Source organism: Micromonospora sp. NPDC049203 (genome assembly GCF_043197215.1).
GTDB lineage: Bacteria > Actinomycetota > Actinomycetes > Mycobacteriales > Micromonosporaceae > Micromonospora.
In genome coordinates, this window is record NZ_JBICSV010000013.1 from 98,375 (window position 1) to 121,727 (window position 23,353).

The following is a 23,353-nucleotide window of genomic DNA, read 5'->3' on the forward strand; positions in this document are numbered from 1 at the left end:
CGGGGACGCTCAGTCGTGCCGAACGACCGCCGCGGCCCGTGCCCTCGCGGGCAGGCGGTCGAGCAGCGCCAGCCCGGCCCGCACCGGACGCCGGTCGAGCACCTCGGCGAAGCTCGCCCGGCCCTGACAGAACCGGACGAACATCCGCCAGCCCGGCGGGCTCGCGAGCATCGCGTGGAACACCTCGGGCCGCCGCTCGAACACCTCCAGCAGCCGGTGCCCGGCGCGCATCTCCGGCGTCAGCCGCCGGTCGACCTCGCGGGCGTACGCGTCGAGGTCACCGGCGGCCACCGCCTCCCCGGCCAGCCGGCCCGAGCGCAGCGCGTAGCTGATCCCCTCGCGGCTCCACGGCTCCAGCAGGCCGGCGGCGTCCCCGGCGACGAGCACCCGGCCGTGCCGCAGCGGGGAGTCCCCGGTGCGGCAGCGGGTCAGGTGGCCGGAGTCGTGCTCCGGGGTCACCCCGGACAGTCCGAGCCGGTCGGTGAAGTCGCGCAGGTAGGCGCGGGTGCGGTCACCGTCGCCCCGGGCCGCGATGACGCCCACTGTGAGACGGTCGCCCTTGGGGAACACCCACGCGTAGGAGCCGGGCAGCGGCCCCCAGTCGAGCAGCACCCGGCCGCGCCAGCGGTCCCGCTCGGCGGCGTCCACCGGCAGTTCCAGTTCCAGGCCCAGGTCGACCTGGCGGAAGCGCACCCCGACGTGACGCGCCGTCACGCCGGAGGAGCCGTCCGCGCCGATGACGGTACGGGCGCGTACCAGCTCACCGCCGGCCAGGCGCAGGCGTACCTCGTCGGGGTCCTGCTCGATCGCGCGGACCGCGACGCCCTCGCGGACCTGCGCCCCGGCGGCGACGGCGGCGGCGCGCAGCCGGTCGTCGAACTCCTCCCGGCGGATCATGGTGACCAGTGGCGCCGGGTGCCGGCGGGTGAACGCGCGCCGCCCGTCCCGGGTGAACGTGAGCCGGTCCACCCGGTCGTGGGCGGGCACCTCGACGCGGCCGGCGACCTCGGCCAGCGACGTCCCGATCAGGCCGCCCCCGCAGGTCTTGTAGCGCGGATGGGTGGCCCGTTCGACAACGAGCGTGCGGACGCCGGCACTGGCCGCGGCGTGCGCGGCGGAGAGTCCGGCGGGTCCGCCGCCGACCACGACGAGATCCATGATCACGGGAGCAGCCTAGGGCACCGCCGTGCCGCACCGCCCGGTACGACAGCCGAACGGGTGAGCATCATCGCCGCGCATCCGGGTAACCGCCGGTCGCCGGCCGTCCGCGGGGCGGGCGGTCCACGCCGAGGAGGGAAGCGATGCCTCAGGTCCAGTTGTCCGCCGTCGAGGAACGGGTCTACCAGGCGGTGTCCGCGCTGGAGGTGCAGGGACATGTCCCCTACCCGGACCTGATCGCCCAGGAGACCGGGATGACCGAGGAGGAGCTGCGCGAGCCGCTGCACTCGCTCACCGAGCGGGGTCTGCTGCACCGCGAGGACTCCCCGATGTCCGGCCTGGACTTCGGACCCCGGTGGTGCGCGCGTCAGGTGGCGTGATCGGGTCGTTTGCCCCACCGGGCACCGGGTAGCGACCGGAGTCGGGTGAGCGACGGTCAGTGGGGGGCACGATGAGCGAGGGCCGGGCGTCGACCCCCGGGTACGACGACCGGCGCCGCTGGCGCGCGCTGAGCGTCGGCCTGATCGCGGCGTTCATGACGCTGCTGGACGTCAGCATCGTCAACGTCGCGGTGCCGTCGATCGACCGGGCGTTGCAGGCCACGCCGAGCGACCTGCAGTGGGTGCTGTCCGGGTACGCGCTGACGTTCGGCCTGGTGCTGGTGCCGGCCGGGCGCTTCGGCGACGCGCGCGGGCGGCGTACCGCGTTCGTGGTCGGGGTGGGCCTGTTCACGCTGACCAGCGCGCTGGCCGGCCTGGCCCGCTCGCCGGAGTGGCTGGTCGTGGCCCGGCTCGTCCAGGGTGCCGCCGCCGGTGTGGTGAATCCCCAGGTCAGCGGCATGATCCAGGAGCTGTTCCGGGGTGCGGACCGGGGCCGGGCGTTCGGGCTGCTCGGTGCGACCATCGGCATCTCCACCGCCGTCGGCCCGCTGCTGGGCGGGCTGCTCATCCAGCTCGGCGGCACGGAGCACGGCTGGCGGTGGGTCTTCTTCGTGAACATCCCGGTCGGGATCGTGGCGATGCTGCTCGGCTGGCGGCTGATGCCGGCCCGGCCGACCAACCCCGCCGGCCGGGGCCGGCTCGATCCGCTCGGTGTGCTGCTCCTCGGCGCCGGGGTGACGGTGATCCTGCTGCCGCTGGTGCAGCGGGAGCAGTGGCGGGGCGCGGGCAAGTGGCTGCTGATCCCCGCCGGCCTGCTGCTGCTCGCCGGGTTCGCGCTCTGGGAGCACCGGTACGCCCGGCGCGCGCAGCCACTGTTCGACCTGCGGCTGTTCACCGTGCGCTCGTACACGCTGGGCGCGCTGATCGGCCTGATCTACTTCGCCGGTTTCACCGCGATCTTCTTCATCTTCACGCTCTACCTCCAGATGGGCCTGGGTTACAGCGCGCTCGTGGCCGGCCTGGCGATCACCCCGTTCGCGCTCGGTTCGGCGCTCGCCTCCGCGCTCGGCGGCCGGGTGGTCACCCGGTACGGCCGTCCGCTCGTCGCGATCGGGCTGGCGGCGGTGGTGGCCGGGCTGGTCGCGACCGACCTGGTGCTGGCCGGCGGGCCGCACGAGAACGTGCCGTTGCGGACCGCGCTGCCGCTGCTGGTCGCCGGGCTGGGCAGCGGCCTGGTGATCGCGCCGAACCAGACGCTCACGCTGTCCGAGGTGCCGGTGCCGATGGCCGGCAGCGGCGCGGGGATGCTCCAGACCGGGCAGCGCATCGGGTCGGCCGCCGGCATCGCCGCGGTGGGCGCGCTGTTCTTCTCGACGCTCGCCGCGGACCGCGGCGACTGGAGCACGGCGTTCCGCCACTCGCTGCTGCTCGCCGCCGGGATCGTCGTGCTGGCGCTCGGCGCCGCCGTGGCGGACATCGCGCTCGGTCACCGGCGGGCGGCGGGCGGCTCCTGATCGGCGGCGGGCAGCAGGACTGTGGTGATCAGCCGCCGGGTGCGGCCGGGGCCGGGGCGCAGGGCCGCGTACTCGGCGAACAGCTCGCGGAACCGGGTGACGAACTCGGCGGTCTCGTCGTCGGTGGCGTGGAACGCGTTCTGCCGGTAGCCGGCCACGTCGCGGGCCAGGTCTCCCCCGCCGGCGTCGAGGTAGCCGTCGAAGTCGGCGAGCAGGCCCGCGACGAAGGTGAGGAACGCCTGGCGGTGCCGCTGCGGGCTCATGGCCCGGGCCTCGTCCGGGTCGACCGACGCGGCGGCCTCGTGGAGCCGGTAGCTGCGTTCGACGGCGCCGCGGGCCTGCCGCTGTCCCACCGTGTGCAGCACGCCGTGGTCGGCGAGCGTGGCCACCTGCCGGTAGAGCGTGGCCGGTGGGACGTCACTCAGCTCGGCGCGCAGGTCGGCGGTGGTGAGCGTGCGGCCACCCAGGAACGCCTGGACGATGCGCAGCCGGACCGGGTGCAGCAACAGCTCCACGGTGTCGAGTGCCACAGCGGCTCCCCTTTCGTTATCGCCTCCGGTAATGTTCTCACTGACGATAACAGAAGCGAGGAGTCCACCGATGGCCACCATCGACCTCACCCCCGACCGCATCGACGTCCGGCTCACCACCGCCGAGAAGATCTGGGCCCTGCGCGGCGACCTGTCGTTCCCCCGCTCCGCCGTCGCCGGCGCCGCCGTCGTGCCGGACGGGGCGCGCGCCACCCGCGGCATCCGGGCGCCCGGCCTCGGCGTGCCCCGCACGCGCAACGTCGGCACCTGGCGCGGCAAGGCCGGCAAGGAGTTCGTCAGCGTCCGCGGCGGCCAGCCGGCCGTCCGCATCACCCTCACCGGCCAGGCGTACGACTCCCTGCTCATCGGTGCCGACGACGCCGACGCCCTGGCCGCGGCAGTGCTGCGGTGACGATCGACCGACCGCTCGCCGTCGACTCGGCCGGGCAGCGGCTGTCCGGCACGCTCACCCTGCCCGACGGCGCCGGGCCGCACCCGGTGGCGCTGCTGCTGCCCGGCTCCGGGCCGATCAACCGCGACGGCGACCACCGCCGCCTGCCACTGGGGATTCAGCGGCACCTGGCCGCCGCACTGGGCGGGGCCGGATTCGCCGTCGCCCGGTACGACCGGCGGGGCGTCGGCGAGAGCAGCGGCGAGTTCCCGCGTACCGGCTTCCACGACAACGTCGACGACGCGGCGGCGGTGTTCGCGGCGCTGCGCGACGACCCGGCCGTGGACGCCGGGCGGATGTTCCTGGTCGGGCACAGCGAGGGCGCGCTCACCGCGATCGCGCTCGCCGCGCGCGGCGTACCGGTGGCGGGCCTGGTCCTGCTCTCCGCGCCCGGGCGCACCGGCGCCGAGGTGCTGCGCTGGCAGGCCGGGCGGCTGCTGCCCACGCTGCCCGGGCCGGTACGCCTGCTGCTGCGGCTCACCCGCACCGACCTGGTGGCGAAGGTGGCCCGCAACCACGAGAAGATCCTCGCCACCGACAAGGACGTGGCGTGGGTCGGCGGGCAACGGCTCAACGCCCGCTGGTTCCGGGAGTTCCTGCGCTACGATCCCCGGCCGGACCTGGCGCGCGTCGAGGCCCCGATCCTCGCGCTCACCGGCGACAAGGATTTGCAGACCGACCCCGCCGACCTGCCGGTCATCGCCGCGCACGCGGGCGGGCCGGTGCGGACCGGGGTGCTGCCGGACGTCACCCACGTGCTGCGCCGCCAGCCCGGACCGCCGTCGCTGCGGGCGTACCGGGAAGAGGCGAAGCAGCCGCTGGACCCGTCGGTGGTCGAGCCGGTGCTGTCGTGGCTCACCGCGCACAGCGACTGAGGACACGCGAAAGGCCGGCACCCGATCCGGTTACCGGCCTTTCGTCAGCTCTTACTTGTTCCAGTGCTCGGCGACGATCTCGGCGGCCTGGTTCTCCCACTGCGCGTACGCGTCGGGGTAGGCGCTGACCTGCACGGTCTGCGCGGCCTCGGTCAGCGGCATGTCCTGCCAGCCGTCGACCTGCTTGAGACCCTTGAGGAACGCCAGCGTCGAGTACTCGGGGTCGGTGATCTGCTCCGGCGTGCCCCAGCCGCTGGACGGCCGCTGCTGGAACAGGCCCAGCGAGTCGTGGTCGTTGCGGTCACCCAGGTGACCCAGGTTCTCCAGCTTCGACTCCTGCAGCGCGGTGGCGATCGAGACGACCGCGGCCCGCTCGGGCAGGCCCGCCTTCTTGGTGGCCGCGATGACGGCCTTGGCGTTGGCCAGCTGCTCGTCGTTCAGGTCCACGTGCGACTGCGCGCCCTGCGGACTGACGCTCTGGACCGCGACCGCGGCGGGCTTGGCGGTCTCCGTCGCGTGCGCGGCGACCGGGCCGGCGAAAACGCCACCGGTGAAGGCGAGACCGGCGACACCGAGAATGCTCTTGCGCAGGATCGTGTTCATGGTGGCTCCGTTCGGGGGTCGACGCATCCGGGGGTGGACGCGTGGGCACCGTCAGGCGCTCAAGAAGTTCGGGGGGCCGGCAGCGCGAGGCGTGCCGGGTGTGCAACGACCGGCGGCCCGGGGCTGTTCCCGGGGGCGCCGCTCCGGGTTACAACGCCACCCGCCCGCCCCCGATTCCGCCCGCGCGGTGCCGCCCACCACAGCGCAACCGGACACTCCGCCCACAGGCCCGCCCTCCCGCCCTCCCCCGTCGATCTTGGAGTTGTGGCGCCCAGGATGTCCGGTTCACGAGGTCTGCGAGGTGCCACAACTCCAAGATCGGCGGGGATCAGCCCCGCGCGCGGAACGGCCGGCCCCGGAAGGGGCCGGCCGTTCGCTACGGGTGTCGGGTCACCAGACCTGCTGGACGATGTCCGCCGCCTGCTCCTCCCACTGCGCGTACGCGTACGGGTAGGCGGACACCTGGACCGTCTGCGCGGCGGTGGTCAGCGGCAGCTCGTGCCAGCCGCCGACGTTCTTCAGCGCGTTGAAGAACGCCTTGCTGGAGTAGTCCGGGTCGGTGATCTGCTCGGACGTGCCCCAACCGGACGACGGGCGCTGCTGGAACAGGCCCTCCGAGTCGTGGTCGTTGTACGCGCCGAGGTGACCCAGGTTGTACAGCTTCGACTCCTGGAGCGAGGTGGCGACGCCGATCACGGCGCCCCGCTCCCCCACGCCGGTCTCCTTGGCCGCCTCGACGATGGCCTTGGCGTTGTCGAGCTGCGCGTCGTCGAGCGGGATGCGCGACTGCGCGCCCTCGACGCCGTGCGGCACGAGCTTCTCCTTGGCCGGCCGGTCGGCCCGGGTCGGCACCTTGTCCAGGCCGGTGGTCTGGCCGGGCTTGACCGCCTCGGTGGAGGTCTTCTTGCCGGTGGCCAGGTCGATGGCGGCCTTGGCGCCGGCGTGCGGCCCGCTGGTCACCGGCGCGGCCACGGCGACCGGGCCGACGGCCAGCCCGCCCAGTACGGCCACACCCGCCACGCTGAGCACCGCACGGCGGTTACGGGAGACGGCGGCGGTCTTCGCGACGGCGGTCTTCGCGATGGCGGGGAGCCATCGAGTGAAGTGCTGCTTCACGATGGTTGCCCTTTCGATCGTTACGACGCGCTCCGGGGTGAGCGCCCCTCGAGGGACTACCGCCGGGTAGGTGTTTGGATTCCGGCGGTACGGGGGACACAACCAGCCCGCCGTGTCGGTCATTCCGGAAATGCCAGGTACGGCGCGGGCTGCGGCCCAGGTCACCCGGGATTCCGGGCAGGCGCGCCGTTCCGGCGGCGGACCGGGACGATCAGGCCGGAGCGCCGAACCGGACCAGCACGTGCCAGAGCTGCTTGAGGTGCTGCGACGTCACCTCGACCGGTCCCCGGTCGGCCCAGCGCTGCGGTTCGCGTACCACCGAGGCGGCGGCGCGGCCCACGAGCGCCGCGTGCAACGGCTCCCCCGGGTGCCCGAACTCGGCGGCCACCCGCGCGGCCAGCGGCGGGATGTCCGGGCCCCGGAATTCCGCGTCCACGCCGTCGACCGGCAGCACGAAGCCCGGGTGGAACCGCAGCGCCAGGCCGTGCCGCGCGGCGATCGCCTCCAGGCGCCGTCCCACGTCGGTGCCACGGAACGACGGGTCGACCACGAGCGCCTCCACGTCGCGGGCCAGGCTGATCTCGCCGTGCACCTGCGCCTCGACGTAGTCGTCAAGCGCCCGGCCGACCCGCCCGGACTCCCGCTCGCGGCGGCACAGCAGCGTCCGCAGCAGCGTGCCGGTGTCCATGCCGGCCACGCCCAGGGCGACGCCGGTCCCTGCGGTGGCGGTCAGCAACGCGGCGAACACCGGCTCGAAGACATCGGCGGTGCCGAACTCGGTGGGCTCGATGTGGCTGTCCCCGAAGCTGAACGTGGCCCGGGCCAGCACCTCCGGGCGCAGCCGCAGGTGACAGGAGCCGAACCGGGGGCACGCGCCGTCGGCGTGGTCGAGCAGGTTCAGGCCCCCGTACTTCGGGCGCTCCGCGGGCAGCACGCCCGGCCGCTGGTACGCGCCGCCGAACATCGCCCGCTCCCACACGTCCCGGTCGCCGCCCGGGTACGCGGTCAGGCCGCCGTTGGAGACGCCGGTCTCGAACTGGCTGCGGTAGACGCCCTCCTCGTCCAGCGCCTCGACCACTGTGCGGCCGTCCCGCAGCACCCGGTCGGGGTGGAAGTTGAGCGTCAGACGGCCGTACCCGGTGATCGCGGCGACGACCTCCTCGTACCGGTAGCTGGCGCCGGAGGCGGCGAGGTGGCCGGCGATGACGGCGAGCGCCGACGGGCGGTCGCGCAGCGCGATGTCGCGGACGTGGCGCAGCGCGGCGGACTGGGCGGCGGTGAGGGTGGCGACGGGCACGGGCCCGAGTATCACCGGACGGCGGGCCGCGCGGCCACACGGTTTTCCGGGCCGCTCCGAAGCGGACGGAGACGCGGCTGTCCCCGGCACTGACGGCCGCAAGACGCCGCGCGGGCCCGGCCGGGCCCGCGCGAACCCTGTCGTCCTCAGTGGCCCCGGGCGATCCACTCGTCCAGGTGCGGCGCCTCGGCCCCGATCGTGGTGTCGTCGCCGTGCCCGGTGTGCACCACCGTCTCCGGCGGCAGCGTGAGCAGCCGGGTACGGATCGACTCGACGATGGTGCCGAAGTCGCTGTACGAGCGTCCGGTCGCGCCCGGCCCACCGGCGAACAGGGTGTCCCCGGTGAAGACGGCGCCCAGGTCGGGGGCGTAGAGGCTGCACGCGCCGGGGCTGTGGCCCGGGGTGTGCAACACCCGCAGCGTGGTGCCGCCGACGGTGATCGTCTGCCCGTCGGTGAGGTCGCCGTCCGGTTCCGTGCCCGGGTGCGTCATGTCCCACAGCACCCGGTCGGCCGGGTGCAGCAGCACCGGAGCACCGGTGGCCCGGGCCAGCTCGGGCGCGACCCGTACGTGGTCGTCGTGGGCGTGGGTGGCGACGATCGCCAGCACCCGCCGGTCACCGATGACCTCGCGGATGGCCGCCACGTCGTGCGGCGCGTCGAGGACGACGCACTCGGCGTCGTCGCCGATCACCCAGACGTTGTTGTCCACGTCGAACGTCTGCCCGTCCAGCGAGAACGTGCCGGAGGTGACGGCGTGGTCGACGCGGGCGGTCACGGGAAGACCACCACCGAGCGCAGCACGTCGCCGTGGTGCATCCGGGCGAACGCCTCCTCGACCTGGTCCAGGGCGATCTCCTCGGTGACGAACGCGTCCAGGTCCAGCCGGCCCTGCCGGTACAGCTCGGTCAGCATGGGGAAGTCGCGGCTGGGCAGGCAGTCGCCGTACCAGCTCGACTTGAGCGCGCCGCCGCGCCCGAAGACGTCCAGCAGCGGCAGGTCGACTGTCATCTCCGGCGTCGGCACGCCGACCAGCACGACGGTGCCGGCCAGGTCGCGGGCGTAGAACGCCTGCTTCCACGTCTCCGGACGGCCCACCGCGTCGATCACCACGTCGGCGCCGAAGCCGCCGGTGGCCGCGCGGATGGCCTCCACCGCGTCGTCCTCGGAGGCGTTGACGGTGTGCGTGGCGCCGAACTTGCGCGCCCAGTCGAGCTTGCGGGAGTCGGTGTCCACCGCGATGATCGTGGTCGCACCGGCCAGGGCCGCGCCGGCCACCGCCGCGTCGCCGACGCCGCCGCAGCCGATCACCGCGACCGAGTCGCCCCGGGTCACGTTGCCGGTGTTCATGGCCGCGCCGAGACCGGCCATCACACCGCAGCCGAGCAGGCCGACAGCCGCCGGCCGGGCCGACGGGTCGACCTTCGTGCACTGCCCGGCGTGGACGAGCGTCTTCTCGGCGAACGCGCCGATGCCGAGCGCGGGCGTCAGCTCGGTGCCGTCGGTGAGCGTCATCTTCTGGGTGGCGTTGTGGGTGGCGAAGCAGTACCACGGGCGGCCACGGCGGCAGGCCCGGCACTGCCCGCAGACCGCGCGCCAGTTGAGCACCACGAAATCGCCGGGCGCCACGTCGGTGACCCCGTCGCCCACCTGCTCCACGATGCCGGCGGCCTCGTGGCCCAGCAGGAACGGGTAGTCGTCGTTGATGCCGCCCTCGCGGTAGTGCAGGTCGGTGTGGCAGACGCCGCACGACTGGATGCGGACCACCGCCTCGCCCGGCCCCGGGTCCGGCACCACGATGGTGGTGACCTCCACGGGCGCGCCCTTGCGCCGCGACACGACTCCCCGGACTTCCTGGCTCACGGTGCCTCCTCCGTTGCGTGGTCTGACTCTGCCGAACCTACCGCTGATCATGACCCGCGACCCAACGAAGGCCGCCGGATTGTCCTGGTCATGACCGGGTACCCGGGATGCCGGCTCTACCAGGTGGGACGGGAGTGCTCATGAGGTTGTCACATGCGCCACTGCGCGTCGCGATCGGCGCGTACATCCTGAACTCCGGGCTGGGCAAGCGGAACCTGGAGGGCGAGGCCGCCGCCGGGATGCACGGCATGGCGGCCGGCGCGATGCCGCAGCTGGGGCAGATCCCGCCGGACCGGTTCGGCGTGCTGCTGTCCCGGGGCGAGATCGCCCTCGGTGCGGCGCTGCTCGCCCCGTTCGTGCCGTCGCTGCTGGCCGGCGCCGCGCTCACCGCGTTCGGTGCCGGACTGGTGCAGCTCTACCTGAAGACGCCGGGCATGCGCGAGGGCACCAGCCTGCGGCCCAGCGAGGCGGGCATCGGCCTGGCCAAGGACGTGTGGCTGGTCGGCGCGGGGCTGACGCTGGTGCTCGACTCGCTGGTCCGGCACCGGCGCTGAACCGGCCGCGCCGGGCCGCCCGCGCGCTGCCGGACCGGCCGCGTACTCAGGCCGGCGCCGCGACCACGACGGCGGCCCGCTCGTCGGCGAGCCGGCGGCGGGCGGCGTTGCGGTAGCGCAGCACCTGCACGGCGCCGAGCGCCCAGAGCAGGAACTGCACGGCGAACGCCCAGCGGAACGCGGACAGCGGCGGCGCGGCCTGCCCGGCCGGGGTGGCCAGGTCCAGCACCACGCCGACGGCCAGGATCAGCACGATCGAGGCGACGAAGCCGCCGACGTTGACGATGCCGGTGGCGCTGCCGATGCGGCGCACCGGATTGAACGAGCGGGCGTAGTCGAACCCGATCATCGAACCGGGACCGTTCACCGCCAGCACCACCACGAGCGTCACGAGCAGCCAGTGCGGCGCGCGGCCGGGCCAGACCAGCACCACCGCCCACACCCCGGCGGTGGCGGCGGTGATCGCGAACACCACCGCCGAGCGGTGGAACGGGTGGCGGGAGCACAGGTGCGCGAGCACCGGCCCGCACACCAGCGTCGCCATCGTCATCAGCGTGAGCATCCCGGCCGCCGCGGTCGGCGAGAACCCCTGCCCCTGTACGAGGAACGGGTACCCCCACAGCAGGGCGAACACCGCGCCGGAGAACTGGGTGACGAAGTGCGTCCACAGCCCGAGCCGGGTACCGGGCTGGGCCCAGGCGTCGGCGAGCTGGCGGCGCACTGTGGCCAGGTCGGGGGCGAGCGCGGTGGCGTGCTCAGCGTGCGGCGTGTCGCGTACCGCGACGAGGACCAGCAGCACCACTGTCGCGCCGAGCGCCGCGGCGGTCAGGAACGCCGGGGTCCAGCCCGCCTGGTGCAGCAGCGCCACCAGGGGTACGGCGCCGAGCACCGCACCGAGCTGGCCGACGGTGCCGGTGAGCTGCACCAGCAGCGGGTTGCGCCGGCCGGGGAACCAGAACGCGACGATGCGCAGCACGCTGATGAAGGTCATGGCGTCGCCGAGCCCGACGAGCACCCGGGCGGCCACGGCGGCCGGCACGCCATCGGCGACCGCGAACAGGAGCTGCCCGGCCACCATGAGCGCGCCACCGGCCAGCAGCAGCCGGCGTGAGCCGTACCGGTCCAGCAGCACCCCGACCGGGATCTGCATGGCGGCGTAGACGGCGAGCTGCGCCACGGAGAAGGTGGCGAGCGCGGCGGCGTTGATGTGGAAGCGGTCCGCCGCGTCGACCCCGGTGACACCGAGCGAGCTGCGGTGGAACACGGCGGCCACGTACGCGGCCAGCGCCACCGCGTACACCAGGACGGCGGGCCGGCGACCCGCGTTCACCGCAGCGTCCCGAGCATCCGGGCGGCGGTGTCGATGTGCGCGGCCACCGCGTCGTGCCACGCCCGCGGGTCGTCGCCGTCGAGCGCGGCGAGCTGGCCGGCGTGTTCGGCGAGGGCGACCTCGGCCCAGCCAGGCGAGAGCCGGAAGCTCGCCTCGCCCATGCGCAGCTGGCGGTCGCGCAGCCTGTGGTACAGCTCGGCCAGGATCTCGTTGCCGGCCGCCTCCACCACCGCGGCGTGGAACGACCGGTCGGCGGCCATCAGCGCGGTGATGTCACCGGCGGCGTGCGCGCGGCGCATCTCGTCCAGCCAGCGGGCCAGGTCGGCGCGCAGCTCGGCGCGGCGCGGCCAGACCCGGTCGGCGGCGTGCAGCTCGACCAGGCGGCGGGCCTCGATGACGTCGGCGATCTCCCGCGCCGAGACCGGCCGGATCAGCGCCCCGCGCTTCGGGTAGAGCTTGACCAGCCCTTCGGACTCCAGCCGCAGCAGCGCCTCCCGCACCGGCGTGCGGGACACGCCGGTCGCCTCGGCGATCTCCCCCTCGCTGACGAGCTGGCCGCCCGGGTAGACCTGTTCCAGGATGGCCTGCTTGAGGTGCCGGTACGCCCGCTCGGCGGCGGACAGCGCGGTCCGGCTGGGATGCGTCATGTATCTAAGCTTGCTCCCCGGGCCGCCCGGACGGCCCGGCGCGGGCCCGGACAGTGGCGCGGGCCACCGTCAGGCCCACAGCCGGCGCAGCAGCGCCTCCACCTCGGCGGTCCGCTCGATCTGCGGCATGTGCCCGGTGTCGGGGAACAGGTGGCTGCGCGCGTGCGGCAGCCGGGTGCGGGCGTACGCCAGGTGCGCGGCGGGCAGGATCAGGTCGCGGTCGCCCCAGACGAGCAGCGTGGGCAGGTCGAGCGCGGCCACCGCGTCGAGCAGTTCGGTACGCCACCGCGGGCGTACGCCGCGCCAGGTGCCCAGGTCACGGACCAGCTCCAGCATCACCCGGGCCGCGTGCGGCTGCCCGGCCACGGCCAGCGCGAGGGCGATCCGTTCCTCGGTGACGTGCCCCGGGTCGTAGAAGATCGCCCGCTCGGTGCGGCGGACGATCCTCGGGTCGGGGCGCAGCAGCAGCCGGGCCAGCGGACGCACCGCGAGCAGCCGTAGCGCCACGGTGACCTCGCGGCCGAAGCCGGCGCTGTTCAGCAACGCCAGGCTGGCGACGCGCCGCGGTTCGTCGGCGGCCAGGCGCATCGCCACCGCCCCGCCGAGGGAGTTGCCGACCAGGTGCGCCGGGTCGCCCACCCCGGCCACGTCCAGGAAGCGGGCCACCGCCGCGGCCAGGGCCGGAAGCGTGTGCGGGCCGTCCAGCGGCGCGGAGCCGCCGTGCCCGGGCAGGTCCACCGCGAGCACCAGGTGGTCGTGCGCCAGCGCCGTGTGCAGGGCGGCGAAGTCGTCGAGGGTACGGCCGATGCCGTGCAGCAGCACCACGGGCGGGCCGTCCCCGCTGATCCGGCACCGGACGCGCCGCCCGTCGACTGTGGTCTCGCCGGCCGGGGGCAGGGCGAGCGTCACGCCCGGCGCCCGGATTCCGGCACGGCCTCCTCGCCGGTCCGGGCGGACGGCACGTCGGCCCGGACCGCCGGCGCTTCGACGGCCGGAGTTGCGGATGTCTCGGCGGGCACGGCTGCGGACGCGGCGACCGGCGCCTCGGCGGGCGCGGCTGCGGGGGTCTCGGCCGGCCCGGCCGGGCGCTGGCGCATGCCCAGGGCCAGCACCTTGCCGTACCCGGCGGGGGCGATGCGGGCGAGCAGGTCGGGCAGCTTCGCCGACCAGCCGATGAGCACCCGGCCCCGGCGGCGCTGGGCGCCGCGCAGGATCACCTCGGCGGCGGTGGCCGGGTCGATGGTGAGCAGCTTCTCGAACTGCTTGCGCCCGGCCTCGTACTCGTCGAGGGCCACGCCGCTGCCCACGCGGGCGCTGGCGGCGATCCGGGTCCGGATGCCGCCCGGGTGCACCGACGTGACGCCGACGCCGTCGTCGACGAGTTCGTGCCGCAGCGCCTCGGTGAAGCCGCGCACCGCGAACTTGCTCGCCGCGTACGCGGCCTGCCCGGCGGGCGCGATCAGGCCGAACAGGCTGGACACGTTGACCAGGTGGGCGCCGGGCTCGGCCTTGAGCGCGGGCAGCAGCGCGTGGGTCAGGCGTACCACCGCCCGGAAGTTGATCTCGATGACCCAGAGGAACTCCTCCAGGGTCACCTGGTCGAAGCGCCCGCCCAGCGCCACCCCGGCGTTGTTGATCAGCAGCCGGATCCGGGGGTGCGCGCGGTGGATCTCGGCGGCGACCCGGTCGGTGGCGTCGGCGTCGGCCAGGTCGACCAGGTGGGTCTCGACGCGCCGGTCCGGGTACGCGGCCCGGATCGCGGCGACTGTCGCGGCCAGGCCGTCGGCGTCCCGGTCGAGCAGCACCAGGTCGGCGCCGCGCCGGGCCAGCCCGTGGGCCAGCGCCGCGCCGATGCCGCTGGCCGCGCCGGTGAGCACCGCCGTGCCGCCGGGGAAGGCGAGGTCACGCATCGGTTCCTCCCGAGGTGGTGGCCGCCGTGGCGGGTACGCCCGCGCGGGCGAACCGTACGCCGTCGGTGAGCGGGCCGTGCCGCATCAGGCGTACGTCGCGGGGATAGTTCTGGTGCAGCCGCCACGGCGCCTGCGGCCCCTGCTTGGGCAACTGGTCGACGGCACGCAGCACGTAGCCGGACTGGAGGTCGATGATCGGTTCGAGGTCGTCGGTGTCCGGCGCGAGCGGCGTGACGATCTGCTGCCCGGTGTCGTCGAGGTGGCGCAGCAACCGGCAGACGTACGTGGCCACGAGATCGGCCTTCAGCGTCCAGGAGGCGTTCGTGTAGCCGATGGTCATGGCGAAGTTCGGCACGCCGGACAGCATCATGCCCTTGTAGGCCACAGTCGAGGCGAGGTCGACCTCCGCGCCGTCGACCGCCAGCGTCATACCGCCGAGCGCGAGCAGGTTGAGGCCGGTGGCGGTGACCACCACGTCGGCGGGCAGTTCCTCGCCGGAGGCGAGCCGGACGCCCCGCTCGGTGAACGTGTCGATGGTGTCGGTGACAACCGACGCGCGGCCGGCGCTCAGCGCGGCGAACAGGTCCCCGTCCGGCACCACGCACAGGCGCTGGTCCCACGGGTTGTAGCGGGGCGAGAAGTGCCTGTCGACGTCGTACCCGGACGGGAGGCGGCCCTTCGCGGCGCGGCGCAGGAACCGCTTCACCACGCCGGGGGCACGGCGGCTGAGCTGGAAGTTGGCCACCCCGAGCGTGACGTTCTTCCACCGGGCCACCGCGTACGCGGCCTTCGGGGTCAGCCAGCGCCGCGCGGCGTCGGCGAACGGGTCGCGCGAGGGCAGCGCGATCACGTACGTGGGTGAGCGCTGGAGCATGGTGACGTGGGCGGCCCGCTCGGCCATGGCCGGGACCAGGGTGACAGCCGTGGCGCCGCTGCCGATCACCACGACCCGCTTGCCGGCGTAGTCCAGGTCGTCCGGCCAGTGCTGCGGGTGCACGAGCGTGCCGGCGTACCGCTCGACGCCGGGGAACCGGGGCGTGTAGCCCTCGTCGTAGCGGTAGTAGCCGGAGTTGGTGAACAGGAACCCGCAGGTGAGCGTGACGTCCTCGCCGGTGTCGTCGCGGTGGGCGTGCACCGTCCAGCGCGCGGTGGCGCTGTCCCACTCGGCGCGCAGGGCCCGGTGGTGGAAGCGGATGTGCCGTTCCACGCCGTACTCGCGGGCGGTCTGGCGCACGTACGCCCGGATGGCGTCGCCGTCGGCGATCGCCTTGGGGTCGGTCCACGGCTTGAACGAGTAGCCGAGGGTGTACATGTCCGAGTCGGAGCGGATGCCCGGGTAGCGGAACAGGTCCCAGGTGCCGCCGATCGCGCCCCGGGCCTCCAGCACCGCGTAGGTCTTGCCGGGGCATTCGCGTCCGAGGTGGACGGCGGCGCCGATGCCGGACAGGCCGGCCCCGACGATGAGGACGTCGACGTGGTCTGCGGCCATCGATTTCTCCCGTTCGCACCGGCGGTGGACCGGACACTATCCATCGCCGTCGACCGCAGTCAACACCGTGTCGAGTCGAATCGACAGGGTGTCGAGCGGGTGTAGCATCAGCCGACATGACGACCGCCCGTACGCCGACCGGCGCCGCGCCGACGCGCGGGCGGCGGGCCGGCCGGTCCACCGGAGACGACCGGGAGACCGCGATCCTGGCCACCGCCGAGCGGTTGCTGGCGCAGCGCCCCTTCGCCGACATCTCCATCGACGACCTGGCGCGCGGTGCGGGGATCTCCCGGCCCACGTTCTACTTCTACTTCCCGTCCAAGGACGCGGTGCTGCTCACGCTGCTCGACCGGGTCACCGAGGAGGCCGACGCCGCCGCCGGTGGCGTGTTCGAGCGGCTCGCCGAGGATCCGCGCGCCCACTGGCGGGAGCTGATCGCCCGGTTCCACGCCACGTTCGGCGGGCACCGGGACGTGGTGCTGGCCTGCGCCCAGGTGCGCGGCACCAACGCCGAGGTGCGTCGGCTCTGGGCCGAGGTGCTGGAACGCTGGGTCCGCGCGGTGCAGGCCGCGATCGAGGCCGAACGCGCGCGCGGCGCGGCCCCGGACGGCCTGGCCGCCCGGGACCTCGCCATCGCGCTGAACTCGATGAACGAACGCGTCTGGTACGCCACCTTCGCCGGGGACGGCCCGGCGGTGGCCGAGCGGGACGTGGTGGACGTGCTGCTCGACGTGTGGCTGACCGCGATCTACCGGACCACCACGCCGCCGGTCACCGCGTCCGGCGGAACTCCATGACCCAGTTGGTCTCCCAGGTGCGTTCACCGTCGGTGGAGAACGCCTGCTCCCAGCGGCAGGAGTCGGCGGTGATCGCCGACCAGAGGAAGCGGCAGCGCACCGGCCGCCCCTCGTCGGTGTCGTCGGCGTGGAACTCACCGACGCCGCCGGTGAACCGGCCCACCACCGGCGGCAGTTCCAGCACCCCACGGCTGCTGTGCATCCAGTAGAGCGACCACAACCCGGTCGACGGGTTCAGGATGCGCACCGTGGAGCCGGAGAAGCCCCGGCTCGGGCAGCGCATCTCGTCGAAGCTGCCCGCGCCGTCGAAGAACGAGCGCGCCTCGCTGACACCGGCGAACTCGTCCCAGTCGTCGCTGCCGACGTGGCGCTGCCGCAGGCGCCGGTTGGTCACGTCCCAGGTGCCGACGAGGAAGTCGAAGTCGCCCATCAGCGGCCCACCGGCCCCTCGGCCCGGGCGTCCGCCAGGTAGCCCGCGAGGTCCGGCCGGTCCGGCGCGAGCACGTGCCGGATCCAGGCGGCGCGCTCGTGTTCCAGCACGCCCAGTTCCCAGACGCAGCCGACGCCGGGGCGGGTCAGGTCGACGAAGTGCGCCGGGTCGTCGTCCGGGCAGTCCAGCGCGGGCTGCCCGGCGATCGCGATGCGGCACTCGACCACGTTGTCGAAGAACCAGCTGTACGCCAGCAGGTACGCCCCGGTGTCCGCGCCCCGGTGCAGCACCACCCAGCTCGCCGGCGGGGTGGAGCCGTCCGGGGCGGGCAGCAGCGCCGGGAGGTACGCGTACGCGGCGTCGACCACCCGCGGTTCGAGGCGGCGACCCGGCTGGTCCATGTGGTAGCGCTTGACGTGCCGGCCGGCCACCTCGACGGCCCCCGGCACTGTCAGATCCTTGTCGTGAAAAGCCATGCGGGCACGCTAGGGCCGCTCCCCTGACAGCTAGTGTCAGCAGAATGCGGGCCAGTCGACTCCTGTCCATCCTGCTGCTCCTGCAGGCGCACAACCGGCTCACCGCCGCCGACCTGGCCGCCCGCCTCCAGGTGTCGGCACGCACGATCTACCGGGACGTCGAGGCGCTGCACGCGGCGGGCATCCCGCTGTACGGCGAGGCCGGACACGACGGCGGCTACCGGCTCGTGGAGGGCTGGCGGACCCGGCTGACCGGGCTCACCGCCGAGGAGGCCGACCGGCTGCTCTTCGCCGGGCTCCCCGGGCCTGCGGCCGAGCTGGGCTACCAGTCGGTCGTCGCCGCCGTGCAGCTCAAGCTGCGGGCCGCGCTGCCCGCCCCGCTCGCCGACCGGGCGGCCCGGCTGGAGCAGCGGTTCCACCTGGACACACCGGGCTGGTACTCCGACGGCGACCCGTCGCCACACCTCGCCGAGGCGGCCGAGGCGGTGTGGCGGCAGCACCGGGTCCGGGTGCGGTACCGGGGCTGGCGGGGCGAGACGACCCGGGTCCTCGAACCGTACGGGCTGGTGCTCAAGGGCGGGCGCTGGTATCTGGTCGCCGCCCGGCCCGACCGCGCCGACCCGGCCACCTACCGGGTCAACCAGATCCTCGACCTGACCCCGCTGGACGAGACGTTCGAGCGGCCGGAGTTCGACCTGCCGGCCTGGTGGCGCGCGCACGTGGTGCGGTTCCGGGCGGGCCTGCACCGCGACGAGGCGCGCATCCGGCTGTCGCCGCGCGGCTTCGCCCGGCTGCGCGAGGTCGGCAGCGACGTGGTGGTCGCCGCCGCCGAGGCGAGCGCCGGCCCGCCCGACGCCACCGGCTGGGTGCACGCGGTCATCCCGATCGAGTCGCTCACCCACGCGCACGGCGACCTGCTCCGGCTCGGCGCCGACGTGGAGGTCCTCACCCCGGAGGCGCTACGCACCCGCCTGACCGAAACGGCCACCGCCCTCACTGCCCTCTACCCCCCACCCACCCCACCCACCCCGCCTCGCCCCCGGTGATCAAGGAGTTTGTGTCCTTCGAGGATCGACTCGGACACGAACTCCTTGATCACCGAGGCGGGGTACGGAGGGCGTCGGCCACCGTGGAGAGGGCTCGGTCGATCTCCGACGGCGGGGTCGCGGCGTAGCCGAGGACCAGGCCGGGCGGCTGTGGGCGCTGGCCGTGCCAGGACAGCGGGTGGACCTTGACGCCGTGGCGCAGCGCCGCCGCCGCCAGCGCCCGGTCGTCGACGTCGCCGGGCAGCGTGACCATCAGGTGCAGCCCGGCCGCGGCGCCGTGCACCACCGCCCCCGGCAGGTGCGCGCCTACCGCGCGGATCATCGCGTCGCGGCGGCGTACGTGCCGGTGGCGCAGCAGCCGCAGGTGCCGTTCCAGCGTGCCGGACTCCATCAGCTCGGCCAGCACGAGCTGCGCCAACGCCGGGTTGCCGAGATCGGCGGCCCGCTTCGCGGCCACCACGTCGGCGTGCAGCGCGGGCGGCACCAGCATCCATCCGATCCGCAGGGCCGGCGCGAGCAGCTTGGAGATGCTACCGACGTAGCAGACGCGGTCCGGCGCCATGGCCCGCAGCGCCGGCACCGGCGGCCGGTCGTAGCGGTGCTCGGCGTCGTAGTCGTCCTCCACCACCAGGCCACCGTCGCGTGCCCACCGCAGCAGCCGCCGGCGCCGGTCGCCGTCGAGCACCACTCCGGTCGGGAACTGGTGCGCCGGGGTGAGCAGCACGGCCGGCGCACCGGACCGCTCCAGCGCGTCGACGCGCAGGCCCCTGTCGTCCACCGGGACCGGCGGCGTCGCCAGCCCGGAATAGGCCAGGTGCTGCCGTACGCCCAGCGAGCCGGGGTCCTCCACCGCGACGGTGTGCGTACCCCGGTCGTGGAGCACCCGCGCGAGCAGGCCGAGCGCCTGGGACACCCCCGCCACGATCACCACCTCGGCCGGGTCGGCGCGGATGCCCCGGTTGCGGGCCAGCCAGTTCGCGACCGCGAGCCGCAGCGCGGGCGTGCCCGTCGGGCCGCCGTAGCCGAGCGCCGCCGGCGCCACCCGGTGCAGCACGGCCCGTTCGGCCCGCAGCCAGGCCGCGCGGGGAAAGGCCGCCAGATCGGGTACGCCGGGCGTCAGGTCCACCTCAGCGGGTACGGCACGCAGCTCGTCGATCGCGTCCATGCCGGGCCGCCCGGCGAACACCTCCGGTGTCCTCCTCGGCCGGGGCGGCCGGGTGAGCGCGGCGGCCGGGGTGGCGACCACAATCGTTCCGGCCCGGCCGCGCCCGGCCACCTGCCCGTCTTCGGCCAGCCGCTGGTAGGCCTCGGTCACCACGCCCCGGGAGACGCCCAGCTCGGCGGCGAGCACGCGGCTCGCCGGCAGGCGGGTGCCCAACGGCGCCCGGCCGTCGGCGATCGCGGAGCGCAGCCGGGCCGCCAGCCAGTCCGCGCGGCCACCGGGCGGCGCCTCGCCGACGTCGAGCTGGAGGAAGTCGGCACCGGCCGCTTTGGACTCGTGGGAAACGACGGCTTTGGCCCTGTCCATCGGGCCATTATGGCCACAGGCTGGATCGCATGACAGCCGCGTTTCTGCTGACCTCACTGATCGTCGCGGTCAGTCCCGGTACCGGGGTGATGCACACACTCGCCACCGCCGTGACCGCCGGGCGCCGGGCCGGGCTGGCCGCTGCCGTCGGCGCCACGCTCAGCCTCGTCCCGCACGTCATCGCCGCGGTGACCGGCCTGGCCGCCCTGCTGCGCGCCGGCACCCCGGCGTTTCGCGTGGTGACCTGGCTGGGTGTGGCGTACCTGCTCTGGATGGCCTGGTCGGCGCTGCGCGACCGGGGCACGCTCACCGTCGGGAGCGACCGGCCGCCACGTCCGGCGGCTGCGGTGTTCCGGGACGGTGTGCTGCTGAACCTGCTGAACCCGAAGGTGACTGTGTTCTTCGTGGCGTTCCTGCCGCAGTTCGTACCCCCGGACACGCCCGCCGCCACGGCGCGGATGCTCGCCTGCGGCCTGGTGTTCATGGCTGTCACGCTGCTGGTGTTCGCCGGGTACGCGCTCCTGGCCGGCGCGCTGCGCCGCCGCGTGCTGTCCCGGCCCCGGCTGACCGGGCTGCTGCGGCACGCCGTCGCCGGCGGCTTCCTCGTCCTGGGCCTCGGCCTCGCCCTCACCGCCTGACCCGTTCCAGTTCACCGCCCGAAAAGGAGTCTTCCTGTGCGTTTCCGGCACTCCCCCGAGGTCTGGTCGGCCTTCCCGGAACTGACCTGCGGCGTCCTGCACGCCACCGGCGTCACGCCCGACGTCGACGTCACGCCACTGCTGGCCGGGCATCTCGGCACGGCCCGGGACCGCCTTTCCGCCGGGCCGGAGGGTGGCTTCCCGGAGATCCAGGCGTGGCGGCGCGCGTTCACCCGGATGGGCTGCCCGCCGACCCGCTACCGCTGCGCGGCCGAGTCGCTGCTCCGCCGGCTGCGGCGGGACGGGGACCTGCCCCGCCTGCATCCGCTGGTGGATCTCGGCAACGCGCTGTCGGTCCGGTACGCGGTGCCTGTCGCGGTGCTCGACCTCGCCCACGTCGACGGCGACCTGACCGTACGCCCGGCCGAGGGCACGGAAACCTATCTGACCCTCGGCGGGGAGGCGGAGCACCCGGTGCCCGACGAGGTGATCTTCGCCGACGAGGGCGGGCACGCGCACGCCCGGCGCTGGTGCCACCGGCAGAGCGGCGCGTCAGCGGTGCGGGCCGCCACCACCGAGGTCCTGGTGGTGGTCGAGGCGATGCACGACGGGGCGGCCCCGACCGTTCGCCAGGTCGTGGACGAGCTGGCCGCGGCGCTGGCCGAGCTGTGGCGCGTGCCGTCGCGGACGGCGCTGCTCAGCGCTGACGCGCCGGAGTTCGCCGTGCCGGTCCGGACGGGCTGATCCGCCGGCGTGGTGACGGCCGGTCGCGCGGCGTGACGCCGGTGCGCAGGTTCCGGGCGTCCGGCGACGACGCTGGGAGCCGCCCGGCTCGTCGTCAGGCGTCGGGGTCGGTGCGCTCGCGGGCCGTCAGCTCGTCGAACTCGGCCGGGGTGATCTCGCCGGTGCGCAGGCGCCGGGCGTTGGCGGTGAACCGGGCCAGCGCCGCGCCCCGCGCGTCGGGCTGGGTGAGCAGGCCGGCGTCGGCGGTCAGGGCGCTCGCCGCACCCGCGACGTCGTGCGGGTCGGCCGACTCGCCGTGCAGCTCGCGCAGGGCGTCGGCGAGGCGCGCGTCGGCGGTGCCCCACAAGCGCCGGGCGAGGTCGACGGTGCGGCCGAGCGAATCCTCGCCCGCCCGTTCGGCGCCTATCTCGGCACGCATCATGCGCAGGAAGCGGACTGTCACGGCATCGGAGTCATCGGCGATCACGTCCGTACCCTAGCGAGCGGGTCCGACAAAACCGCCGGGCGAGCCGGGGTCGTCCGGCCGGTCGAGCGGGCTGCCCACGGGTAGTGCGCGGACATACCCGAACGATGTCCGATGGTCGCCCCCGGCCCGTCGTGGGTCAGGTGCGTTCGTCGCTGCCGGGCGCCGGGGTGGCTTCCATCGGCGTGTCGAGCGGTGCCTCCTTCTCGGGGTAGTGGCAGGCGGTGAGTTGTGTGCCGTCGTCGCGGGTGACGAGTGCGGGTTCTTCGGCGGCGCACCGCTTGGTGGCTTTCCAGCAGCGGGTGCGGAAGCGGCAGCCTGATGGGGGGTTGAGGGGGGTGGGGACGTCGCCGGTGAGGCGGATGCGGCCGGCGGGGCCGTGGGTGGTGACGTCGGGGATGGCGGACAGCAGGGCCCGGGTGTAGGGGTGTTGGGGGCGGGTGTAGATGGTGTCGCGGTCGCCGATCTCGACGATCTTGCCGAGGTACATGACGGCGACGCGGTGGCAGAAGTGGCGGACGACGGCGAGGTCGTGGGCGATGAACACGAATGCCAGGTCCAGGTCGCGTTGCAGGCCGCGGAGCAGGTTGATGACCTGCGCCTGGATGGACACGTCGAGGGCGGAGACGGGTTCGTCGGCGACGATGAGTTTCGGTTTCAGGGCCAGGGCGCGGGCGATGCCGATGCGCTGGCGTTGCCCGCCGGAGAACTCGTGCGGATACCTGTTGTAGTGCTCCGGGTTCAGGCCGACGAGTTCGAGGAGTTCCTGGACGCGGTGTTTGACGCCGCCGGGTGGGGTGATCCGGTTGACCTGCAACGGCATGGCCACGATCCGCCCGACGGTGTGGCGGGGGTTCAGCGACGCGTACGGGTCCTGGAAGATGATCTGCAGGTCCTGCCGCAGGCCGCGCAGCTCACCCCGTTTCGCGTGGGTGATGTCCCGCTCGCCGAAGGTGATGCTGCCGGCGGTGGGCTCCAGCAGCCGCACCAGCATCCGCCCGGTCGTGGTCTTCCCGCACCCCGACTCCCCCACCAGGCCGAGCGTCTCGCCCGGGCGCACGTCGAAGTCCAGCCCGTCGACCGCCCGCACCGCACCCGTGGCGCGCAGGCCCTGCCGGACGGGGAAATGCTTGGTCAGCCCGCGAACGGACAGCAGCGGCTCGGTCTCGGTGCTCATCGGGCCACTCCCACCTGGGCGACCTCGTCGCGGTAGATCCGCTCCCGGTCCCCCGCCGACAGATGACACGCCACCAGGTGCCCCACCTCGCCTGCCTCCCGCAGCTCGGGCACCTCGGTGCGGGACCGGTCGCCGTTCACCCCAGCCCACCGGCAGCGCGGGTGAAACGCACACCCCGACGGCAGGTTGATCAACGACGGCGGGTTACCCGGAATCGGCAGCAGATCCGCGTCCGCGTCACCGCGCAACGACGGCACACTCGACAACAACCCCCACGTGTACGGATGCTGCGGCGACCGCAACACCCGCCCCACACTCCCGTGCTCCACCGCCCGGCCC

At 74.3% G+C, this 23,353-nt stretch carries 27 protein-coding genes; 9 read left to right on the plus strand and 18 right to left on the minus strand.

The features are described from left to right. Nucleotides 1–9 precede the first annotated feature (9 nt). Nucleotides 10–1,158 (minus strand): geranylgeranyl reductase family protein, encoded by a 1,149-nt coding sequence (locus tag ACGFIA_RS26350; protein WP_393262672.1) that lies wholly within the window; start codon nt 1,156–1,158, stop codon nt 10–12. 143 nt (nt 1,159–1,301) lie between these two features. Here ACGFIA_RS26350 and ACGFIA_RS26355 point away from each other — a divergent pair, with 143 nt between their 5' ends. Together ACGFIA_RS26355 and ACGFIA_RS26360 are read left to right on the plus strand one after the other, a co-directional pair. Then, the gene (locus tag ACGFIA_RS26355; protein WP_043323944.1) at nt 1,302–1,538 is read left to right on the plus strand and encodes a hypothetical protein; all 237 of its coding nucleotides are present in this window, start codon (nt 1,302–1,304) and stop codon (nt 1,536–1,538) included. Nucleotides 1,539–1,609: 71 nt separating this feature from the next. Continuing rightward, nucleotides 1,610–3,052 (plus strand): MFS transporter, encoded by a 1,443-nt coding sequence (locus ACGFIA_RS26360; RefSeq protein WP_393262632.1) that lies wholly within the window; start codon nt 1,610–1,612, stop codon nt 3,050–3,052. On the opposite strand, the gene ACGFIA_RS26365 is transcribed toward ACGFIA_RS26360, so the two are convergent. After that, the gene (locus ACGFIA_RS26365; RefSeq protein ID WP_357474828.1) at nt 3,025–3,582 is read right to left on the minus strand and encodes a helix-turn-helix domain-containing protein; all 558 of its coding nucleotides are present in this window, start codon (nt 3,580–3,582) and stop codon (nt 3,025–3,027) included. The genes ACGFIA_RS26360 and ACGFIA_RS26365 overlap by 28 nt on opposite strands. A gap of 70 nt (nt 3,583–3,652) precedes the next feature. On the opposite strand from ACGFIA_RS26365, the gene ACGFIA_RS26370 reads away from it, so the two are divergent. Together ACGFIA_RS26370 and ACGFIA_RS26375 are read left to right on the plus strand one after the other, a co-directional pair. Continuing rightward, nucleotides 3,653–3,994 (plus strand): hypothetical protein, encoded by a 342-nt coding sequence (locus tag ACGFIA_RS26370; protein ID WP_357389825.1) that lies wholly within the window; start codon nt 3,653–3,655, stop codon nt 3,992–3,994. Further along, on the plus strand, nt 3,991–4,908 hold the full coding sequence (locus tag ACGFIA_RS26375) for an alpha/beta hydrolase family protein (protein ID WP_393262636.1): 918 nt from the start codon (nt 3,991–3,993) through the stop codon (nt 4,906–4,908). The genes ACGFIA_RS26370 and ACGFIA_RS26375 overlap by 4 nt, the downstream gene beginning before the upstream one ends. Nucleotides 4,909–4,959: 51 nt before the next feature. Here the strand turns inward: ACGFIA_RS26375 and ACGFIA_RS26380 are convergent, their stop codons facing one another. From ACGFIA_RS26380 to ACGFIA_RS26400, 5 genes are all read right to left on the minus strand, one after another. Further along, a complete protein-coding gene (locus tag ACGFIA_RS26380; protein WP_357474837.1) occupies nt 4,960–5,511 on the minus strand; it encodes a hypothetical protein in 552 nt (183 codons plus the stop codon). 390 nt (nt 5,512–5,901) lie between these two features. Next, nucleotides 5,902–6,627, minus strand: a complete 726-nt coding sequence (locus ACGFIA_RS26385) for a hypothetical protein (protein WP_357389831.1) — start codon at nt 6,625–6,627, stop codon at nt 5,902–5,904. Nucleotides 6,628–6,838: 211 nt separating this feature from the next. Further along, nucleotides 6,839–7,939, minus strand: coding sequence for a DUF3626 domain-containing protein (locus tag ACGFIA_RS26390; protein ID WP_393262637.1), 1,101 nt, complete (start codon nt 7,937–7,939; stop codon nt 6,839–6,841). A gap of 131 nt (nt 7,940–8,070) precedes the next feature. Further along, the gene (locus ACGFIA_RS26395) at nt 8,071–8,700 is read right to left on the minus strand and encodes an MBL fold metallo-hydrolase (protein ID WP_357389835.1); all 630 of its coding nucleotides are present in this window, start codon (nt 8,698–8,700) and stop codon (nt 8,071–8,073) included. Beyond that, nucleotides 8,697–9,785, minus strand: a complete 1,089-nt coding sequence (locus ACGFIA_RS26400) for an S-(hydroxymethyl)mycothiol dehydrogenase (RefSeq protein WP_013286410.1) — start codon at nt 9,783–9,785, stop codon at nt 8,697–8,699. The genes ACGFIA_RS26395 and ACGFIA_RS26400 overlap by 4 nt, the downstream gene beginning before the upstream one ends. Nucleotides 9,786–9,925: 140 nt before the next feature. On the opposite strand from ACGFIA_RS26400, the gene ACGFIA_RS26405 reads away from it, so the two are divergent. Continuing rightward, nucleotides 9,926–10,339, plus strand: a complete 414-nt coding sequence (locus tag ACGFIA_RS26405; protein WP_357389837.1) for a hypothetical protein — start codon at nt 9,926–9,928, stop codon at nt 10,337–10,339. Between the two features lie 46 nt (nt 10,340–10,385). On the opposite strand, the gene ACGFIA_RS26410 is transcribed toward ACGFIA_RS26405, so the two are convergent. The 5 genes from ACGFIA_RS26410 to ACGFIA_RS26430 all read right to left on the minus strand — a co-directional run bounded on the left by ACGFIA_RS26410 (nt 10,386) and on the right by ACGFIA_RS26430 (nt 15,715). After that, nucleotides 10,386–11,669 (minus strand): nitrate/nitrite transporter, encoded by a 1,284-nt coding sequence (locus tag ACGFIA_RS26410; RefSeq protein WP_393262639.1) that lies wholly within the window; start codon nt 11,667–11,669, stop codon nt 10,386–10,388. Then, nucleotides 11,666–12,316: a GntR family transcriptional regulator gene (locus ACGFIA_RS26415; protein WP_393262642.1), complete on the minus strand. Its 651-nt coding sequence runs from the start codon at nt 12,314–12,316 to the stop codon at nt 11,666–11,668. Before ACGFIA_RS26415 ends, ACGFIA_RS26410 begins: the two co-directional genes overlap by 4 nt. A 69-nt stretch (nt 12,317–12,385) precedes the next feature. Then, the gene (locus ACGFIA_RS26420; protein WP_393262644.1) at nt 12,386–13,225 is read right to left on the minus strand and encodes an alpha/beta fold hydrolase; all 840 of its coding nucleotides are present in this window, start codon (nt 13,223–13,225) and stop codon (nt 12,386–12,388) included. Then, nucleotides 13,222–14,226: an SDR family NAD(P)-dependent oxidoreductase gene (locus ACGFIA_RS26425; RefSeq protein ID WP_393262647.1), complete on the minus strand. Its 1,005-nt coding sequence runs from the start codon at nt 14,224–14,226 to the stop codon at nt 13,222–13,224. The genes ACGFIA_RS26420 and ACGFIA_RS26425 overlap by 4 nt, the downstream gene beginning before the upstream one ends. After that, nucleotides 14,219–15,715, minus strand: coding sequence for an NAD(P)/FAD-dependent oxidoreductase (locus tag ACGFIA_RS26430; RefSeq protein ID WP_357389847.1), 1,497 nt, complete (start codon nt 15,713–15,715; stop codon nt 14,219–14,221). The genes ACGFIA_RS26425 and ACGFIA_RS26430 overlap by 8 nt, the downstream gene beginning before the upstream one ends. A gap of 116 nt (nt 15,716–15,831) precedes the next feature. Between ACGFIA_RS26430 and ACGFIA_RS26435 the strand changes: the two genes are divergently transcribed. Next, nucleotides 15,832–16,512, plus strand: a complete 681-nt coding sequence (locus ACGFIA_RS26435) for a TetR/AcrR family transcriptional regulator (protein WP_393262649.1) — start codon at nt 15,832–15,834, stop codon at nt 16,510–16,512. Here the strand turns inward: ACGFIA_RS26435 and ACGFIA_RS26440 are convergent. Both ACGFIA_RS26440 and ACGFIA_RS26445 read right to left on the minus strand, forming a co-directional pair. Continuing rightward, complete coding sequence (locus ACGFIA_RS26440; protein WP_357389851.1) at nt 16,487–16,942, minus strand: hypothetical protein; 456 nt, start codon at nt 16,940–16,942, stop codon at nt 16,487–16,489. The two genes, ACGFIA_RS26435 and ACGFIA_RS26440, sit on opposite strands and share 26 nt — an antisense overlap. After that, complete coding sequence (locus ACGFIA_RS26445) at nt 16,942–17,418, minus strand: hypothetical protein (protein ID WP_357389853.1); 477 nt, start codon at nt 17,416–17,418, stop codon at nt 16,942–16,944. Before ACGFIA_RS26445 ends, ACGFIA_RS26440 begins: the two co-directional genes overlap by 1 nt. Before the next feature lie 44 nt (nt 17,419–17,462). Here ACGFIA_RS26445 and ACGFIA_RS26450 point away from each other — a divergent pair, with 44 nt between their 5' ends. After that, a complete protein-coding gene (locus ACGFIA_RS26450; protein ID WP_393262653.1) occupies nt 17,463–18,464 on the plus strand; it encodes a helix-turn-helix transcriptional regulator in 1,002 nt (333 codons plus the stop codon). 49 nt (nt 18,465–18,513) lie between these two features. On the opposite strand, the gene ACGFIA_RS26455 is transcribed toward ACGFIA_RS26450, so the two are convergent. Beyond that, the gene (locus tag ACGFIA_RS26455; protein ID WP_393262656.1) at nt 18,514–19,992 is read right to left on the minus strand and encodes a PLP-dependent aminotransferase family protein; all 1,479 of its coding nucleotides are present in this window, start codon (nt 19,990–19,992) and stop codon (nt 18,514–18,516) included. A 29-nt stretch (nt 19,993–20,021) separates the two neighbouring features. Here ACGFIA_RS26455 and ACGFIA_RS26460 point away from each other — a divergent pair, with 29 nt between their 5' ends. Both ACGFIA_RS26460 and ACGFIA_RS26465 read left to right on the plus strand, forming a co-directional pair. Continuing rightward, nucleotides 20,022–20,630, plus strand: coding sequence for a LysE family translocator (locus ACGFIA_RS26460; RefSeq protein ID WP_357481305.1), 609 nt, complete (start codon nt 20,022–20,024; stop codon nt 20,628–20,630). Nucleotides 20,631–20,666: 36 nt separating this feature from the next. Then, nucleotides 20,667–21,374 carry a phenylalanine--tRNA ligase beta subunit-related protein gene (locus tag ACGFIA_RS26465; protein WP_357481302.1) on the plus strand — a complete coding sequence of 236 codons (708 nt, stop codon included), beginning with the start codon at nt 20,667–20,669 and terminating at the stop codon, nt 21,372–21,374. Nucleotides 21,375–21,468: 94 nt separating this feature from the next. Here ACGFIA_RS26465 and ACGFIA_RS26470 read toward each other — a convergent pair whose 3' ends face one another. The 3 genes from ACGFIA_RS26470 to ACGFIA_RS26480 form a co-directional block, all read right to left on the minus strand. Beyond that, nucleotides 21,469–21,840, minus strand: a complete 372-nt coding sequence (locus ACGFIA_RS26470; protein WP_393262660.1) for a hypothetical protein — start codon at nt 21,838–21,840, stop codon at nt 21,469–21,471. Between the two features lie 136 nt (nt 21,841–21,976). Next, the gene (locus tag ACGFIA_RS26475; protein WP_393262663.1) at nt 21,977–23,014 is read right to left on the minus strand and encodes an ABC transporter ATP-binding protein; all 1,038 of its coding nucleotides are present in this window, start codon (nt 23,012–23,014) and stop codon (nt 21,977–21,979) included. After that, a partial coding sequence (locus tag ACGFIA_RS26480; RefSeq protein WP_393262666.1) for an oligopeptide/dipeptide ABC transporter ATP-binding protein occupies nt 23,011–23,353 on the minus strand: 343 nt, incomplete at its 5' end. The genes ACGFIA_RS26475 and ACGFIA_RS26480, both read right to left, overlap by 4 nt.